General features: G+C 69.6%; 15 protein-coding genes. 8 read left to right on the top strand and 7 right to left on the bottom strand.

Annotated elements, in window-relative coordinates; genetic code table 11:
• Positions 1-1520 (top strand): hypothetical protein (locus ACWEMY_RS16100; protein ID WP_452390635.1); only part of this gene is annotated, 1520 nt, incomplete at its 5' end.
• A gap of 218 nt (positions 1521-1738) precedes the next feature.
• Entirely contained in the window at positions 1739-3571 is a 1833-nt protein-coding gene (locus ACWEMY_RS16105) for a phosphoenolpyruvate carboxykinase (GTP) (protein ID WP_375931520.1), read from the top strand.
• Between the two features lie 63 nt (positions 3572-3634).
• Here the strand turns inward: ACWEMY_RS16105 and ACWEMY_RS16110 are convergent, their stop codons facing one another.
• From ACWEMY_RS16110 to ACWEMY_RS16120, 3 genes are all read right to left on the bottom strand, one after another.
• Complete coding sequence (locus tag ACWEMY_RS16110) at positions 3635-3949, bottom strand: type II toxin-antitoxin system PemK/MazF family toxin (protein ID WP_452390636.1); 315 nt, start codon at positions 3947-3949, stop codon at positions 3635-3637.
• Positions 3946-4149 (bottom strand): hypothetical protein, encoded by a 204-nt coding sequence (locus ACWEMY_RS16115; protein ID WP_452390637.1) that lies wholly within the window; start codon positions 4147-4149, stop codon positions 3946-3948. Before ACWEMY_RS16115 ends, ACWEMY_RS16110 begins: the two co-directional genes overlap by 4 nt.
• Positions 4150-4249: 100 nt before the next feature.
• Positions 4250-4996: a phosphohydrolase gene (locus ACWEMY_RS16120; protein WP_452390638.1), complete on the bottom strand. Its 747-nt coding sequence runs from the start codon at positions 4994-4996 to the stop codon at positions 4250-4252.
• Positions 4997-5110: 114 nt separating this feature from the next.
• On the opposite strand from ACWEMY_RS16120, the gene ACWEMY_RS16125 reads away from it, so the two are divergent.
• Both ACWEMY_RS16125 and ACWEMY_RS16130 read left to right on the top strand, forming a co-directional pair.
• Positions 5111-6061, top strand: coding sequence for a GlxA family transcriptional regulator (locus ACWEMY_RS16125; RefSeq protein WP_452390639.1), 951 nt, complete (start codon positions 5111-5113; stop codon positions 6059-6061).
• A gap of 240 nt (positions 6062-6301) precedes the next feature.
• Positions 6302-6481, top strand: a complete 180-nt coding sequence (locus ACWEMY_RS16130) for a hypothetical protein (protein WP_278261119.1) — start codon at positions 6302-6304, stop codon at positions 6479-6481.
• A 77-nt stretch (positions 6482-6558) separates the two neighbouring features.
• On the opposite strand, the gene ACWEMY_RS16135 is transcribed toward ACWEMY_RS16130, so the two are convergent.
• Positions 6559-8004, bottom strand: a complete 1446-nt coding sequence (locus tag ACWEMY_RS16135) for an aldehyde dehydrogenase (RefSeq protein WP_452390640.1) — start codon at positions 8002-8004, stop codon at positions 6559-6561.
• A 211-nt stretch (positions 8005-8215) separates the two neighbouring features.
• Between ACWEMY_RS16135 and ACWEMY_RS16140 the strand changes: the two genes are divergently transcribed.
• On the top strand, positions 8216-8512 hold the full coding sequence (locus ACWEMY_RS16140) for a hypothetical protein (RefSeq protein WP_278261121.1): 297 nt from the start codon (positions 8216-8218) through the stop codon (positions 8510-8512).
• A gap of 3 nt (positions 8513-8515) precedes the next feature.
• On the opposite strand, the gene ACWEMY_RS16145 is transcribed toward ACWEMY_RS16140, so the two are convergent.
• Complete coding sequence (locus ACWEMY_RS16145) at positions 8516-9313, bottom strand: class I SAM-dependent methyltransferase (protein ID WP_452390641.1); 798 nt, start codon at positions 9311-9313, stop codon at positions 8516-8518.
• A 146-nt stretch (positions 9314-9459) separates the two neighbouring features.
• Here ACWEMY_RS16145 and ACWEMY_RS16150 point away from each other — a divergent pair, with 146 nt between their 5' ends.
• Entirely contained in the window at positions 9460-10629 is a 1170-nt protein-coding gene (locus ACWEMY_RS16150; RefSeq protein ID WP_452390642.1) for a glycosyltransferase family 4 protein, read from the top strand.
• Between the two features lie 45 nt (positions 10630-10674).
• On the opposite strand, the gene ACWEMY_RS16155 is transcribed toward ACWEMY_RS16150, so the two are convergent.
• Positions 10675-12363 (bottom strand): hypothetical protein, encoded by a 1689-nt coding sequence (locus ACWEMY_RS16155; RefSeq protein WP_452390643.1) that lies wholly within the window; start codon positions 12361-12363, stop codon positions 10675-10677.
• A gap of 237 nt (positions 12364-12600) precedes the next feature.
• Here ACWEMY_RS16155 and ACWEMY_RS16160 point away from each other — a divergent pair, with 237 nt between their 5' ends.
• A complete protein-coding gene (locus ACWEMY_RS16160) occupies positions 12601-13827 on the top strand; it encodes a polysaccharide biosynthesis protein (protein ID WP_452390644.1) in 1227 nt (408 codons plus the stop codon).
• Positions 13828-14073: 246 nt separating this feature from the next.
• Here the strand turns inward: ACWEMY_RS16160 and ACWEMY_RS16165 are convergent, their stop codons facing one another.
• Positions 14074-15273: a DUF3068 domain-containing protein gene (locus ACWEMY_RS16165; protein WP_452390645.1), complete on the bottom strand. Its 1200-nt coding sequence runs from the start codon at positions 15271-15273 to the stop codon at positions 14074-14076.
• Positions 15274-15444: 171 nt separating this feature from the next.
• Between ACWEMY_RS16165 and ACWEMY_RS16170 the strand changes: the two genes are divergently transcribed.
• On the top strand, positions 15445-16647 hold the full coding sequence (locus tag ACWEMY_RS16170; protein WP_452390646.1) for an acyltransferase family protein: 1203 nt from the start codon (positions 15445-15447) through the stop codon (positions 16645-16647).
• Positions 16648-16664 lie beyond the last annotated feature (17 nt).

The raw sequence follows: 16664 nt of genomic DNA on the forward strand, positions 1-16664 counted from the left end.
CCCCGGCCGGGGGCGCGCCGTCGGATGCTGTCGAGTCGCCTGCTGTCGCGCAGGCCGACACCGCCGCATCGCCCGCGATAGCGCCCGAGGTCGAGGCCGTCATCGAGCGCTGGAATCCGCAGGGCGTGGCCCTGCTGCGGGCGATGGAGCAGACCGGCAACGGCACCCAGGTGGTGCTCTACGCCGTCGACGACGCCAACACCACCCTCGTGCGCACCGAACTCGCCCGCTTCGAACCGCGCATCGATCTCGCCGATCCGGCCACTTTCACACAGGTGGACGAGCCGCCCGCCGCGCTGATCCTGTTCGACGCGGGCAGCGTCCTCGGTGCCGACGTACTGGCCCTGATCGAGCGGTTGCGCGCGGCGAAGCAGCCGATCCTGCTCGCCATGAACGGCTTCCACGCCTATCAGGACTGGCGCGCGACCCGCGAACGCAGTATCGCGCTGCTGGCCGCCCACGGCATCACCGATCTCGACGTGCTCGCTGTGTCCGCGAAACTGGCCGCCGCGGCCCGCGCCGCCGACGACTCCGCCCTGCTCGACCGCTCCGGCCTGGCCGGTCTGCACGCCGCCCTGGCCGCCGCCACCGCCGCCGAACCCACCGACGGCGCCCAGCGCCGCAGCGCGGTGCTCACCCGCGTGCTCGCCGACACCAGGGCGCGGGTCGAGGAGCAGATCGCCACCCTGCGCACGGGCGCCGAGTCGGCCCGGATCAGGGAGGAGCGCGTCGCCCTGCTGGCCGGGCGCGACGGCGGCCGCCAGACCGGCCTGTCGGCGGTGCGCAGCCAGGTGCAGCTGGCCCGCGTCGACCTGACCACCGAACTCGGCGCGCTGGTGCGCACCCTGCACACTCGATCCCGCGCCGAACTCGACCGCTGCGACCGCGCCGAACTGCGCGCCTACCCGCAGCGCTTGCAGCAGGCCACCAGCGAACTCTCCGTCGCCGTCGACGCCGCGATCGACGAGCGCGTGGCCGAGACCGCCCGTCGCATCGGCACCGCCGCGCCCGCCCCGCACAGGCGCGATCCGGCGCCCCGTGTCGGTCCCGATCCCGAACCGAGACACCGTGGTGTCGAAGATCACCTGATGATCGCGCTCGGCGCGTCGGCCGGTGTCGGCCTCGGCCGGTTGATAGTGGCGCCCCTGTCGCTGGTGCCGACATGGGACTTCGCCAGCGTCCCGGTGACGCTGCTGCTCGGCGCGGGCGCGGCCGCCTGGGTGGTGCGCGCGCGGGCCCAGCTGGCCGAGCGCAATCACCTGTCGCAGTGGGTCTCCGAAGCGCTGGTGAATGTGAAAGCCCAGCTCGAGCAGCGTGTCGCGGCGGTGCTGGTGGATGTGGAGGCCGAATTGGCCGAGCATGTCGTCACCGAATCCACGGCTCGGGCGGTCGCTGTCGACCGGCGTGTCGCCGAGCTCGACGCCCTGGCGCGGCGGCTGGTCGCGGAGCGTCCGGCGCAGCTGTCGGCCTGTGAGCGCGATGTCGCCGCGCTCGATCGCTGGGACGCCGCGATTGCGTGAGCGACCTGTGGGTAATAGGAAGCGAACCCGATTCCGTCCCGGCCTTCATATCGCGTTAACCTTGAGGCAGGAACCTGGGCGTCCGCTCCGTGCCGGCTGATGCGCGGCCCCCGTCCGTGGACGGTGCTGTACACCGTCCATCTGGGGTTGTGCGGTGGTTTGCTCGCTGCGGACGTCTGCCCGCCCTTGGGGGAACCACCCATCTCAGGAGAGTTTTCATGACCTCAGCGACCATTCCTGGTCTTCGTGGATCCGACGGCACCGCGCCGACCGAGCACAGCGAACTGCTCGCCTGGGTACAGGAAGTCGCAGAGCTCACCCAGCCCGACCGTGTGGTCTGGGCCGACGGCTCCGATGCGGAATGGGATCGCCTGACCACCCAGCTGGTCGAGGCGGGCACCTTCAAGAAGCTCGACGAGAAGAAGAAGCCGAACTCGTTCCTGGCGCTGTCGGACCCCTCCGACGTCGCCCGCGTCGAGTCGCGCACCTACATCTGCTCCAAGACCGAGGCCGACGCCGGTCCGACCAACAACTGGGTCGACCCCGCCGAGATGCGCGCCACCATGACCGAGCTGTACCGCGGCTCGATGAAGGGCCGCACCATGTACGTGGTGCCGTTCTGCATGGGCCCGCTCGGTGCCGAGGACCCCAAGCTGGGCGTGGAGATCACCGACTCCGAGTACGTCGTGGTCTCGATGCGCGTGATGACCCGCATGGGCCAGGCCGCCCTGGACAAGCTGGGCGCCGACAAGCCGTTCGTGAAGGCCCTGCACTCCGTGGGCGCGCCGCTGGCCGAGGGCGAGGCCGACGTGCCGTGGCCGTGCAGCGACACCAAGTACATCACCCACTTCCCCGAGGACCGTGAGATCTGGTCCTACGGTTCGGGCTACGGCGGCAACGCGCTGCTCGGCAAGAAGTGCTACTCGCTGCGCATCGCCTCGGCGATGGCCCACGACGAGGGCTGGCTGGCCGAGCACATGCTGATCCTCAAGCTGATCTCGCCCGAGAACAAGAACTACTACGTGGCCGCCGCGTTCCCGAGCGCCTGTGGCAAGACCAACCTCGCGATGATCCAGCCGACCATCCCCGGCTGGCGCGCGGAGACCCTGGGCGACGACATCGCCTGGATGCGTTTCGGCGAGGACGGCCGCCTCTACGCGGTGAACCCGGAGTTCGGTTTCTTCGGCGTCGCGCCGGGCACCAACCACAGCTCCAACCCCAACGCGATGGCCACCATCGAGGCGGGCAACACCGTCTACACCAATGTCGCGCTCACCGACGACAACGATGTGTGGTGGGAGGGTCTCGAGGGCGAGCCCGATCACCTGATCGACTGGAAGGGCAACGACTGGTCGCTGCGCGAGACCGAGACGCTGGCCGCGCACCCCAACTCGCGCTACTGCACCCCGATGTCGCAGTGCCCGATCCTGGCCCCCGAGTGGGACGACCCGCAGGGTGTGCCGATCTCGGCGATCCTGTTCGGCGGCCGCCGCAAGACCACCATCCCCCTGGTCACCGAGTCCTTCGGCTGGGAGCACGGCGTGTTCATGGGCGCCACTGTCGGCTCGGAGCAGACCGCCGCCGCCGAGGGCAAGGTCGGCACCGTGCGCCGCGACCCGATGGCGATGCTGCCCTTCCTGGGTTACCACGTGGGCGACTACCTCAACCACTGGATCAATGTCGGCAAGAACGCCGACGCGGACAAGCTGCCGAAGATCTTCTACGTCAACTGGTTCCGTCGTGGCGAGGACGGCCGCTTCCTGTGGCCCGGATTCGGTGAGAACTCCCGCGTGCTGGAGTGGATCGTCGGCCGCATCGAGGGCCGCTCCGGTGCCGCCGCCACCGCCGTCGGCAATGTGCCCTCGGCCGCCGACCTCGACCTCGAGGGCCTGAACGTGGAGGCCGCCGACGTCGACGAGGCGCTCGCGGTGAACGCCGAGGAGTGGCGCAAGGAGATCCCCTCGATCGAGGAGTGGTTCGAGTTCATCGGCGACAAGCTGCCCTCGGGCATCCGCGACGAGTTCGAGGCCCTCAAGGAGCGCCTGGGCTGACCCCCACCTGAACGCCCGAACCGCCCGTACCACATCCGGTACGGGCGGTTTTCGTTTCGGTGTTCAGTCGAGTCCGAGATACCGGATGACGGCACGGTCGAGGTCGGTGAGTTCCTCGCGTGTCAGGTAGGCGATGGGATCGCCCTTCAAGTAGGCGATATCGAGCGAACGGATCTGGTCGACGAGCAACAGTGTCGCTCGTCCATCGATCTTCGTCTCGGGACGAAATCGCGACGGCTGCGCGCTGGTCGAGGTCGGCACCACCGTCACCATCGTCCAGTCCGTCCGTGAAAGCACGACACCGAAGCGGCGACCGCGTTGCTCGTGTCCACGACGCGCTTCGCCGAGATCTATGCGGTAGATCGCACCCCGGATCACCAGGCATCAGGCTCTTCGTCGAGTCTTTCCCCCGCGGCCATGATGCGATCAGCATCAGCCTGTGCTTCGGCGTGCCAGCGTTCTCGATCGAGTACGCGTAATGCACGGCGTAGGACGTCTGATGCGGTCTCGCCGTCGCGGCTGAGACGCTCGACGAGTTCCCTGTCCGATTGTGTGGCGCGGAAGGCGATAGTGCTCATACCAGCGAGTTTAACACTTGTTAAACGACTGCCGGATGGGTTGACGCCCTGACCAGCGCCGGTCGGACCCGGCTTGTCGCCGGGCTCGGCGCGGTTTCTGCTATTCAGCGAAGGGCGCGAGTGCGACGAACTGCCGGAAGCCGGTGGTGTTGAGGCAGTGCACGCGCCCGTTCGGAACCGCGGCGGCCTCGGCCGCGAAGCGGATGGCCAGGTGCTTTTTGAGCTGGTGTCGCGGCTGCCGGGCGAGCAGTTCGTCGACGAAGCCGGGGTCGAGATCGGCGAGTCTGCTGCCGAGGACGTCCACCGAGGCGCCCGCGGACACGAACCCGCCCGGGTCGCCGGGCCGCGCGGCGGCATCGGGGTTGAGATGGGCGGCGATGGCCGCGCCGATCGATTCGGCCCGGTCCTCCGGCGCGCCGTGCCGCCGCGCGAAGACCGCCGCCGACTCCCCGCCGACGACGGCGAAACACCGGCCCGGTGTCGGTTCTTCGAGTTTGAGATCGTGCAGCAGGCTGGCCACGTAGCCGATCTCGTCGTCGTGGTCGACACCATCCAGCTCGGCCAGCGCGCGAGCGAAGAAATAGGTGCGATAGGAGTGGGCGAGCAGTGTGTCCGAAAGATGCTCGCGCGCTTCGAGTTCGGCGGCCCGCGCCAGCGCGGTATCGGGAACGCGCAGCTCGGCCAGGTCGAGCCTGCCCGCGCCACGACGGCCCAGCGCCAGCCGTATCCGGCCCGCGACCAAGCCGGGTGCGGCGCGCAGTACCCCGGCGATGACGTCTCGTCGCTGCGCACCGGTCAGCGTGCCGCCGGTGGTGGTGGCCCAGTTCCAGTCGAGCGTATTCGGCATGGAGATCTCCTCGGGTGTCGTCGGCGGAGCCTGATCCGAGTCTCATGGAGTCCGTGCGCGCGGTGAAGTGGCGTAGATGCCAGCCTTGCATGGATTCGTGCCAAACTGGGGCGCATGATCGATGTCGCCGTGCTCGCGCTGGACGGCGTGATGACCTACGACCTGGCCTGCGCGGTCCAGGTCTTCCGGCACGGGCCGGGCAAGACCGGCGAGCCCGCCGGATTCGACATGAACGTCTGCGGTCAGCGTCCGGGCCCGGTCTGGACACCCAATGGCTTCGGCCTGCACGTCGAACACGGCCTCGAGCTGCTCGAACAGGCCGATCTGATCGTCGTCCCCGGCATCGGTCTACCGACTCTGCCGACCCCGGAACCCGTCCTCGACGCCCTGCGCGCGGCCGCCGCCCGCGAGGCCACCATCGCCAGTATCTGCATCGGCGCCTTCGTCCTGGCTCAGGCGGGTCTGCTCGACGACCGCCCCGCCACGACCCACTGGGCCTACTGCGACGAGTTCGCCCAGCTCTTCCCGGCGGTGAAACTCGACCCCGCCGCCCTCTACATCGACGACGGCGACATCCTCACCTCGGCCGGACTGTCCGCGGGCCTGGACCTGTGCCTGCACATCGCCCGCCGCGAACTCGGCGCGAGCGCCGCCGCCGAACTGGCCCGCTGGAATGTCGTCCCGCCGCACCGCGAAGGTGGCCAGGCCCAGTACATCCCGCAGGCGATGGGCGGCACCGATCCGCGCGGGGGCCTGGCGGCGACACTGGCCTGGGCGGTGGCGAATCCGGCCGCCGCGCAGGATGTCTCCGCGCTGGCCGCGCACGCGCTGATGAGCGAGCGCACCTTCATCCGCCGCTTCAAGGCCGAGGTGGGCACGACCCCGCGCGCCTGGCTCGACGCGCAACGCGTGGGGGCCGCGCGAGAACTCTTGGAAACCACCGCACTTCCGGTCGAGACGGTCGCGCATCGCGCCGGGTTCGGCAGTGTGACCGCGCTGCGCGACAACCTGCGTGCCGCAACGGGGCTCACGCCCTCGGCGTATCGTCGCGCCCGCCGTCGATGAGTCACGGTCGGTTCGAGGCGAGGTTTTCAGACCGCAAGTTTCTCGAATCGATGTCCGGTGAACGATTTCCCGGCTTGTCAGCGGGTACATCTACAGATGTCAGAGAGTCGTCCACGGCGGAGGGTCATCGTCACTTATATTCCTCTCAGCTCCCGAGTACGTCGCATCATCTGAGCTGACTCGCTTTTCGATCCGCCGATGTGGACCACGATGAGATCGACGCTGAGAGGTGATTGACGCATGACCGATCTGGTGACCGGATTCGAGGCCGACACCTACTCGAGCACGCCGCTGCAGCGGGTAGCGGGCCGCCTGCAGCGCGCCCTGCCACCGGGCTGGCAGGTCGACGTGGTCGACCTACCAGCCAAGGGCGAAGTGGCCGCGCAGCCGGTGCTACGCGTCCAGATGCCGGAGGACTAGGCAAGTCCGGAAGGGGATCACTAGCCCGTCCAGCAGAGTGATGCGCACTGCTGTCGACGGTGTGCCTTTGCGGATCGCTAGCCCGTCCACCCCATGGGCATCAGCACCGACTTCTGCTCGCAGAACGCGTCCAGACCCTCCGGACCGTTCTCGCGGCCGATGCCGGAGTTCTTGTACCCACCGAACGGTGACGTCGGGTCGAAGGCGTACCAGTTGATCGCGTACGTGCCGGTGCGCACCCTGGCCGCGATCTCGACACCGTGCTCGATATCGGTGGTCCACACCGACCCGGCCAGGCCGTAGTCGGAGTCGTTGGCGATGGCGACGGCCTCGTCCTCGGTGTCGTAGGGGATCACCGACAGCACCGGCCCGAAGATCTCCTCCTGGGCGATGGTGCTGGAATTGTCGACATCGGCGAAGATCGTCGGCTCGACGAACCAGCCGCGCTCGAGCCCTTCCGGCCTGCCGCCGCCGAGCACCAGCCGTGCGCCCTCGGCCTTGCCCTTGGCGATGTAGCTCTCCACCCGGTCGCGCTGCTTCTCGCTGATCAGCGGGCCGAGCTGGGTGGCCGGATCGCCGGGATCGCCGGTCTGCATGGTCTTCACGTGGGCGACCAGCGCGTCCACGATCTCGTCGTAGCGGCTGCGCGGGGCCAGGATGCGCGTCTGCGCGACGCAGCCCTGCCCGCTGTTCATCAGCCCGGAGAAGGCCAGCACGGGAATGCTCGCCGCCAGGTCGACATCGGGCAGCACGATGGCGGCCGACTTGCCGCCCAGTTCGAGTGAGACGGTCTTGAGCTGCTCGCCCGCGATGGCGGCCAGCTTGCGGCCCACCGCGGTGCTGCCGGTGAAGGTCACCTTGTCGACGCCGGGGTGGCCTGCCAGATATTCGCTGGCCTCGGCGTCGGCGGGCAGCACCGAGAGCACGCCGTCGGGCAGCCCGGCCTCGGTGAAGATGTCGGCGAGCAGATTCGCGGTGAGCGGGGTCAGCGGCGAGGGCTTGAGCACCACCGTGCAGCCGGCCAGCAGCGCGGGGCCGAGCTTGTTCGCCGCGAGGAACAGCGGCACGTTCCACGCGGTGATCGCCGCGACGACGCCGCGCGGTTCCCGTGAGACGCGCGAGGTTCCGAACAACCCGACCCGGGTCTCGTTCCATGCGAACGTCTTCGCGAGCGCGGCCCACGCGTCGAGCGCGGCGACGGCCGGAATCTGATTGAGTGTCAAGGCCGCTGACGCCGGTGCGCCCATCTCCGCGGTGAGCGCCGCGAGCAATTCGGGCGAACGCTGCTCGATGAGCCGGGCGGCCTTGCTGAGTACCTCGGCTCGTTCCAGTGGGCTTGTCGATGGCCACGGTCCGCTGTCGAACGCGTCGCGCGCCGCGGCGACGGCCGCGTCCACGTCGGCGTTCGTTACCGCGGGCACGCTGCCGACGGTCTCCTCCGTTGCGGGTGAGACCACGGAAATGCGGTCACTACCGGCCGGGGTGGTCCACTTCCCGCCGATGAACAGACTGTCGTAGTGCATAAGAACACGTTACAGTTTTGCCGCCGGATTGTCTGCAACATGTTCTAATTCGCTGTCCCGCAACGACTGTGAACAGGGCGAATTCCAACCTGTCGGTTCGCTTTTCGGGTAAACGCACTATTGCGTTCTGTTGTTGAAAAGGGGATGCTTTAGCTACTGATCAGCTCGCTCGATTCATCGGACCTTAACAGCGAATTGGGGAGACCGACTCATGGCTGTGCAAGTGATCGGCCGATCGTTGATGACCAGCGACCAGACCGACCATCAAGCGAAGAGTGTGGGCAGCGGGGGATGGGTTGTGTCATTCCTGCCCGGCCGCACACTCACCATCGAGCAGGCAACTGCCGCCATCCAGGCCGCTGAGGCGGTCGCGCAGGTGGGAATGCTCGCCGATCAAGTCGGCTTGACGACACTGGAGACAGTAGGTCTGGCCATTCAGGAATCGCCGTGGGCGAGTGCGCTGCCCGCGCCGGTGCGCCGCACACGGCGGCTGAGCTGGCTGGCGTGAACGCTACTTGGTAGCCACCACGACCAGATTGCTGACGAATAGCTCGCGCAGTACCGGAACCCGGACGATCCACCACGCCCAGCGCGGGTGATACCTCGGGAACACCGTTCGCACCTCGGCTGAAGTCGTTGCCGCCCAGCGCAGCCCGTCGGCCGCCGACACCGCGAACAACGAACGGCCGAACCTGTTCTTCGGTTCGTGTCCGTGCTTGCGCCGGTACCGCCGCGCCGCGTACTCGCCACCGAGGTAATGCCAGAGCCCGGTCTCGTGACCGCCGAAGGGCCCGTGCCACACCGTGTACGAGAACACGATGAGGCCACCCGGCTTGGTCACGCGCACCATCTCCTCTGCCATCACCCACGGATACGGCACGTGCTCGGCGACATTGGAGGAGAAGCACACGTCGAAGGCGTTGTCGCGGAAGGGCAGTGCCATGCCGGAACCGCGCACCGAGCCGGCCACCCGCAGTCCGGCGGCGTGCATCTCCGACGGGTCGGGCTCCACCGAGACGTAGCGGGCGCCCGCGGCGGTGAACTCGTCGGCGAAGTAGCCGGGCCCGCCGCCGACGTCGAGCACGACGGTGCCGGTGAGATCGCGGTCGGTGATGTCGGCGTAGAAGTCGCCGATCAGCTCCGCGCTGTCGGTGGCGATGCCGCCGTAGAACCGGCCGGGGTCGGACTGCTCGAACCGGAAGCTGGTGAGCAGGCGCAGCGAGCGGCGCAGGGTCGCGCGATCGGCGAAACGCGATGTTCGGCGTCGCTGGACGGGCTGCGCGGATCTCTGCAGGGATGCGGTCGGCACGGCAGGAGTTTATGGGCTCGCCGTCAGGGCGCCGAAGCCGGACGCACTGCGGCGATAGTGGCCGCGCATGTCTGTCGTGTAGAACACACTCCGCTAGGGTAGGGGCCGACGTCTGTCCGACACCGACCCGAAGGCGAGACCCGACCGTGCGTGAAGTCCTCCTGCTGTGCTGGCGTGACACGGGGCACCCGCAGGGCGGGGGCAGCGAGCGGTACCTGGAGCAGGTGGGCGCCCAGCTGGCGGCCCGCGGGGTCAAGGTCACCCTGCGTACGGCCGGTTATCCGGGTGCCCCGCGCCGCGAGCGCGTCGACGGCATCGACATCAGCCGCGCGGGTGGCCGCTTCACCGTCTACCCGCGCGCCCTGGCCGCCATCCTGGCCGGTCGGCTCGGTGTCGGCCCGCTGCGCGGCGTGCGCCCCGACGTGGTCATCGACACCCAGAACGGCATCCCCTTCTTCGCGGGCGCCACCGGCGTGCCCTCGGTGGTGCTGGTGCACCACGGGCACCGCGAGCAGTGGCCGGTCGCGGGCAAGCTGGTCGGGCGGATCGGCTGGTGGATCGAGTCCAAGCTGTCCCCGCGCGTGCATCGCGACAACCAGTACCTCACGGTGTCGCTGCCCTCGGCCGAGGAACTGGCCGTGCTCGGCGTCGACCGCGAGCGCATCGCCGTGGTCCGCAACGGTGCCGAGCCGGTGCCCGCCGAGGTCGTCCCCGGTGACGCCGCCACCCGCGCCGACCACCCCCGCATCGCCGTCCTGTCGCGCCTGGTCCCGCACAAGCAGATCGAGGACGCCCTCACCGCCGTCGCGCACCTGCGCGAGCAGTTCCCCGACGTGCACCTCGACGTCATCGGTGACGGCTGGTGGGCCCCCAACCTGCGCGAATGCGCCGCCACCCTCGGTATCGCCGACGCTGTCACCTTCCACGGCCACGTCGACGAACGCCGCAAGCACGAGATCCTGTCCTCCGCGTGGGTGCACGTGATGCCCTCCCGCAAGGAAGGCTGGGGCCTGGCCGTCATCGAGGCCGCCCAGCACGGCGTCCCCACCATCGGCTACCGCAGCTCCCGCGGCCTCACCGACTCCATCGTCGACGGCGTCACCGGTTTGCTCGTCGACGATGCCCCCGCCCTGGCCCTCGCGGCCGCCGACCTGCTCGCCGACCCGGAGACCCGCCAGGTCATGGGCGAGAAGGCCCGCGCCCGGGCCCGTGAGTTCTCCTGGGAGCAGACCGGCTCCGGCGTCTACGAGGTCCTCGCCGCCGCCGCCACCGGCACCTTCACCACCGGCCTGGTCGCACCCCCCGCCCAGCACTGACCCGCCAGCCGCCTCGATCTCTGTCGCGGTGCCGCGCCGGTCGGGTCAGCGGCGGCGCAGGGCGGTCGTCAGGAGGGCCGTGACGAGGAGTGTGGCCCAGAGGAGGTGGGCGGCGATGGAGAGACGCCGTTGGGTGGAGGTCGCTATGTCCCGTGGGGTGGGGTCGGGGACGCGGTAGAGGGACAGGTTGTCGTCGGTGTGGACGAGTCGGGTCGCGGCCAGGGTCTTCTCGGAGGTTCCGAGGGGGCCGGGGGTGGTGCGTTCCACGAGGATCCAGCCCACGCCGAGGTCGGCGAGGGTGGTGGGTGGGGCGCCTGCGAGTAGGGCGTCCTCGACGGACTGTGCGCGGTTGCCTTCGCCGGTGACCGCGTAACCACGTACGCGGAGTTCGCCGGTCTGGAGCACGTCGTCGGGCAGGATGCGGGGAGCCGGGTCGAGGACGGGAGCTGTTCCGCTGTACGGGAATCGGCGGAACATGCCGCCGGGGAGGACGGCTACGTCGCCGGGTCCGTCGATCTTCTCCACCACCTGTGCCCAGCTGCCTGGATAGTGCACCGGACGCATCTCGTTGCCCACTCCCCAGGCGAGGTCGGCGAGCGGGAGAACGAGGAGCGCGATGAAAAGTGCCGCGACTGCGGATGTTCCAGAAGATCGGCGCTGAAACCACACCGCGACCTGCTGACACGCGGCCGCCGCGCACAGCACATACGCGGGCATCGCCAGCGCCACATACTTCTGCGTATCCCGCAGCAACCCGGCCCCGGGCACGTGCACCACCAGCCACTCGCCGACAGCCAGCCCCCACGGCGTCGCGCCGAGCGCGGGCAGCACGATCGCCGCCGCCGCGATCACCAGCAGGGTCCGCCCGTCGCGCCCGCGCGTCCACACCGCCCGCACTCCGAGCGCCACGATGGCGAGCAGGAAAACGGTCGCTACCAGCGCCAACGGTGTCGTCCGGCTGGCGGGTACCGCTTCGCTGTTCCAGATCCCGCCGAGCCCGGCCAGGCTGCCCAGCGTGCCCAGCCACGGTTCGGCCCGCGCCGCGAACGCCGCCACACCGGCGGGGTCCGAGGGTTCGGCGCCCGAGCCGAGCGCCGTCGCGGTCAGCCACGGCGCGCAACTCACCAACCACAGCACGACAGCCGGGAGCAGCGCCCGACGACCGACCAGCGCGAGTCCGATGATCGCCGCCAGCAGCGACCCGGTGGGTGTCAGTCCCGCCGCCGCGAAGCTCGCCGCCAGCGCGGCCCAGGCCCCGAGGCGTTCCGGTGCGAGGGCCCGGCGTACCCGCACCGCCGCCAGTGCCGCCCACGGCAGTGCCGCGTATCCGGCGAGCAGACTCCAGTGCCCTTGTAGAAGCCTTTCGGCGACAAAGGGATTCCACAGCGCGAGGGTCGCGGCGACCAGCTGTGCTGGCAGCGACGCGTCGACGAACCGGCGGGCCAGCGCGGCGGCGCCGTACCCCGCCGCCCACAGCGCGACGATGAGAATGGCCTTCACCAGAATGCCGCCGTCGATCACCGGCGACAGCACCGCCAGCAGCGCGTCCTGCGGGACCGCGCGCGGGGCGGCGGCACCGAGGCCGAGGGCGGAGTCGGTGAGATAGGAACGGGGGGTGCTCACCGCGTCACGTAGCAGCAGATAGCCCGAGCCCGCCAGCGGCCCGATGATGACCAGCGTGAGCAGCGCACAGTATCCGGCGACCCAGGCCCTCGCACGCGAATTACTCACCACCCGCACCTTACGTCCCGTCCCAGGGCGCGGAGACCGGGGTCGAGTGGGCCGGTTCCCGGTTGCGCCGACCTGGCCCGGTGCGGTCCGTAGCCGGGCGGACACGCCAGGTGAGTCCGGTCGGACTCACATTTTCGGGGTACCGCCCGCGCCCGGCACACACAGGTGCGACGATGAGGCGTGTCCTCGGTCCGTCGCCCCCCTGTCGTTGCTGACCTGACCTGGGTGACGGCCGGCGCGATGACCGCCAACGTCGCCGGTTACCTGCTGCAACTGCTCGCCGGTCGCTGGCTCGGCGTCGCGGGCTACAGCGAGTTCGCCAGCCTGCTGGCCGTGCAGTTGCTGTGCGCGGTGCCCGCCCTGGCCATGCAGAACGTGGTCGCGCGCGAGGTGGTGCGCGGGGCGAGCCTGTCGGCCGTGCGCGCGATGCAGTGGCGTTGCGCCGCGCTGGTCGCCGCGGTGGCGGTGGTGCTGGTTCCGGTCGTCGCCGGGTTGCTCCATGTGGGGGTGTGGGCCGCGGCAGGCGCGTTGGGTGCGGCGCCCGCGCTGGTCATCCTGTCGGGGGAGCAGGGAATCCTGCAGGGCGGCAACCGTTTCCGTCAGCTCGCGGTCGTCCTCGCGATGGCGGGAACCGCCCGCGTCGCCCCCGCGCTGCTGGCCCTCGCGCTCGGGGGTGGAGCGGCGGGCGCCCTGTGGGCCGGAGCCGCGGGCATCATCGGCGCCGCCGCGCTCGCCGCCCGCATAGCCCGCGCCGATGCCGACAACCTTGCCGCCGCGTCGACCGAGGGCGATTCCATGCCGTCGGACGACCCCTCGGCGCGAAACCCGGCGACCCGAGAAGCCGGCACGAGACGACCCGCCATCGGCGTGCTCCCCGTCCTGCGCGCCGTGCAGGTCCAGGCCGCCCTCATGGCCCTGTCCTCCGCCGACCTCATCGTCGTGCGCATCGTCCTCGACGACGTCGACGCCAGCCGCTACTCCCTCGGCACCATCGCCACCAAGATCGCCTTCTGGCTCCCGCAGGCCGTCGGCGTGGTGCTGTATCCGCGCATGGCCCAGCCCACCCACTCCGCGCGGGCCATCCGCGACGCGCTCTCGGTGCTGTCGGTGATCGGCATCGTCGCGGTGCTCGGTGCGGCGGTGGCCGCCCCGCTGGCCCCGCTGTTCGCCGGACAGGACTACGCGCCGATCCAGGGCCTGCTGTGGATGTTCGCCCTGCACGGCGCGATCCTGGCCGTCCTGCAGGGCGCGCTGCTCTCGGCCATCGCCGTGGAACGCACGGCGCTGGCCGCGGTCACCTGGGTGGGTCTGGCGCTCGAGGTGACCCTCATGCTCGCCTTCGCCCGCTCGATCGGCACGCTGATCAGCACCGCGGTCTCCGTCGCCGCCGTCACCACGACGATCGTCGCGGTTGTCGTCCTGCGCACCGCCGCGCGCGCCACCCCGCGCGAACCCGTCACCGCGTAATCGGCGTCCAGCAATCCACAATCCCGCACCCTGTGGACAACTACCTGTGGATAACTTCGGTCCGACCGGAAACCGCCAGCTGGGGCCGGGGAACACCCGTTCGACCCGTTCCTGGACCCTTCATCCACACACCATGCACCGAACCCCTGTGGATAACCTGCAAACCGCGAGCGCAACCGAACCGCTGCCCCGGAAACGCCGACGGCCCCGGTCGTGATGACCGGGGCCGTCGGGATCGAACAGTCCTCAGGGACGCTTGTTGGTGTCGATCTGCTCGGTGGGACCGTCGTAGTCCCCGCGCGGGAACTGCGTGGTCGGAGCGTCGTCGTCATCCCACCTCGTCGCGCCTGACTCACGCGTCTCGGGCTCCGGCGCCGGGGCGGGTGCCGGACGGCCACCGCGCGGGCTCGCGTGGGCAGGTGTGCCGCCACCACCGCGCAGGCCCAGGAACAGGCCGGCCAGCAGCGCGATCACACCGAGAATGCCGAACACGATCGGCACGATCCGGCCGAACAGCGAGAGCTTGTCGGTGTTCTCCTTGGCGATCGCGATCTGCGACTCGATGGTCGACTCGTCGAAGACGATGTGCGACTTGAGCGCGGTCACCTCGGGCTTGTCGCCGTTGCGGGCGTAGAACAGGTGGATCGACTCGCCGCCCTTGATGACGGTGCCGGTCTGCGGCTCGACCCACAGGTCACGCACATTGGTGTAGTAGCGGGTCATGGTGACCGGGGTGTCGTCGTCGCCCACGCCCCACTTCTTGGCGGGCAGCGTCAGCCGGTTGGTCGGCGACTGCACCACGTCCCAGGTGCTGGTGACCGGCGCGATCATCTGGAACCGGTAGACCTTCAGGTTGTTGATCTCGGTCTCTTCGATGAAGTTGGCATCGAAGGACTTGCGCACGTTGATGTCGAAGTACGGGTAGGTCTTCTTCTCGGTGCCGATCGGGAAGCGGTAGCCCAGGCCGGTGTGCTGCACCGGCTCCATGACGCTGCCGTTCTTGTCCACGGTGACCGCGATCGAGCCGTTGGGGTTGGCCTCGACCGGCTCGCCGGTGGTGCGCGAGATGGTGACGCGGTCGATCATGGCGCTGAGCAGGCCGGTGTCGCCCTGCACATCGGTGCGGCGCAGCGTCTGGCCCGCCTGCAGTGTCATCTGGTCGGCGTCGGAGGGCTCCTCGACGGTGACGAAGCGCTGCGAGACCAGCGGCACGTCCTTGTTCACGACGGCCGGACCGTCACCGGTGGTCAGCGACTTGGAGTCGAGCACGAGGCTCTCCTCACCCGGCTGGTTCTCGGCGATGGTGGTGATCTCGAGGTCGAGCGGAGTCTTGGCGACCTTGCTCACCGTGTAGGTGGGGATCATCAGCGCGGCGACGAGTAATGCCGCGCCCAGACCCACGAGCACGCAGGCAACCGTCCTTCTGGTTCCGGCACTCAGTGCCATGCAAACTCTCCTCGTCGTTCGAACACGGATCATCCGGTGGTCTGGTATTGCGACCACAGGCCCTCGTGAGCCCCGACACTAACAGCCCACACCTATGGACATGGGCCCTGCGCCCGGTAAATCGCCGACACGCTCGCCCAGGGAATTGCCGACACGGCAGACTGGACCTCGATGACGATCGCCACAGCCCCCGTTCCGCCCCCACGCGCCTTCATTCCCGCTCTGGAGGGAATGCGCGGGATGGCGGCGCTCGGTGTGCTGCTCACCCACGTCGCGTTCCAGACCGGCAGCGGGCACATCCGGGTACTCGGCCCGATCCTGGAACGCTTCGACATGGCGGTCGCGGTGTTCTTCGCGCTGTCGGGGTTCCTGCTCTGGCGTCCGCACGCGGCCCGCGCGCACGGGTACGGCAGTGCCCCGTCCACCGGCCGCTACCTGCTGCACCGCTTCGCGCGGATCATGCCCGCGTACTGGGTCGTGGTGGTGTTCGTGCTGGTCCTGCTGCCGAGCGCGGCGCAGTCGGCCAATCTGCGGGTGTGGGTGTCGAACCTGTTCCTGCTGCAGGTCTTCGTGCCGCTGACGCTCACCGACGGCCTCACCCAGATGTGGAGCCTGTCGGTGGAGGTGGCCTTCTACCTGGTGCTGCCGGTGCTGGCCTGGCTGGTGGTGCGGCTGCGCGGCCGCGCGGCGCGCTGGCGGGTGCCGGTGCTCGGCGTGCTCATCGCGGTGAGCCTGACCTGGAACTTCTGGCCGGTGCCGACCCCGGACGCCATCCACGCCGACAACTGGCTGCCCGGCTACCTGCCCTGGTTCGGCGCGGGCATGGTGCTCGCTGAGTTGATCCACCTGGTCGCGCCCGCCTCGCGCTGGGGCCGGGTGCTGTCCAACCAGCGGCTCATGTGGGCGATCGCGCTGGTGGCGTTCCTGATCTCGGCGACCGAATACGGTGGCCCCGCCGGTCTCGAACGCGCCGAACCCTGGCAGTACGCGGTGAAGATGCTGCTCGGGATGATCATCGGCTTCGGTCTGCTCGCCCCGCTGGTGCTGCGCCCGGTCGAGGCGAAGCCGCACCGCTGGCTGGAATCGCCCCCCGCCGCCGTGCTCGGCCGCTGGTCCTACGGCATCTTCCTGTGGCACCTGGTGGTGCTCACCATGGTCTTCCCCGTCTTCGCCATCCTCCCGTTCAACGGGCACCTACTCTACGTCCTCACCCTCACCGTCCTGGGCACGCTGCCACTGGCCGCCGCGAGCTACGCCCTCATCGAGGAACCGGCCCGCCTGTGGGCCCGCCGCGTCGACAAGCGCGCCGCCGAGGCCAAGGCAGCCCGCCGCGCCGCCCGCGAATCGACCCCCGCCCCGGCGTCGACGCACTGATCGGGACCGCGCACGTC

This window comes from Nocardia sp. NPDC004415, assembly GCF_053602435.1.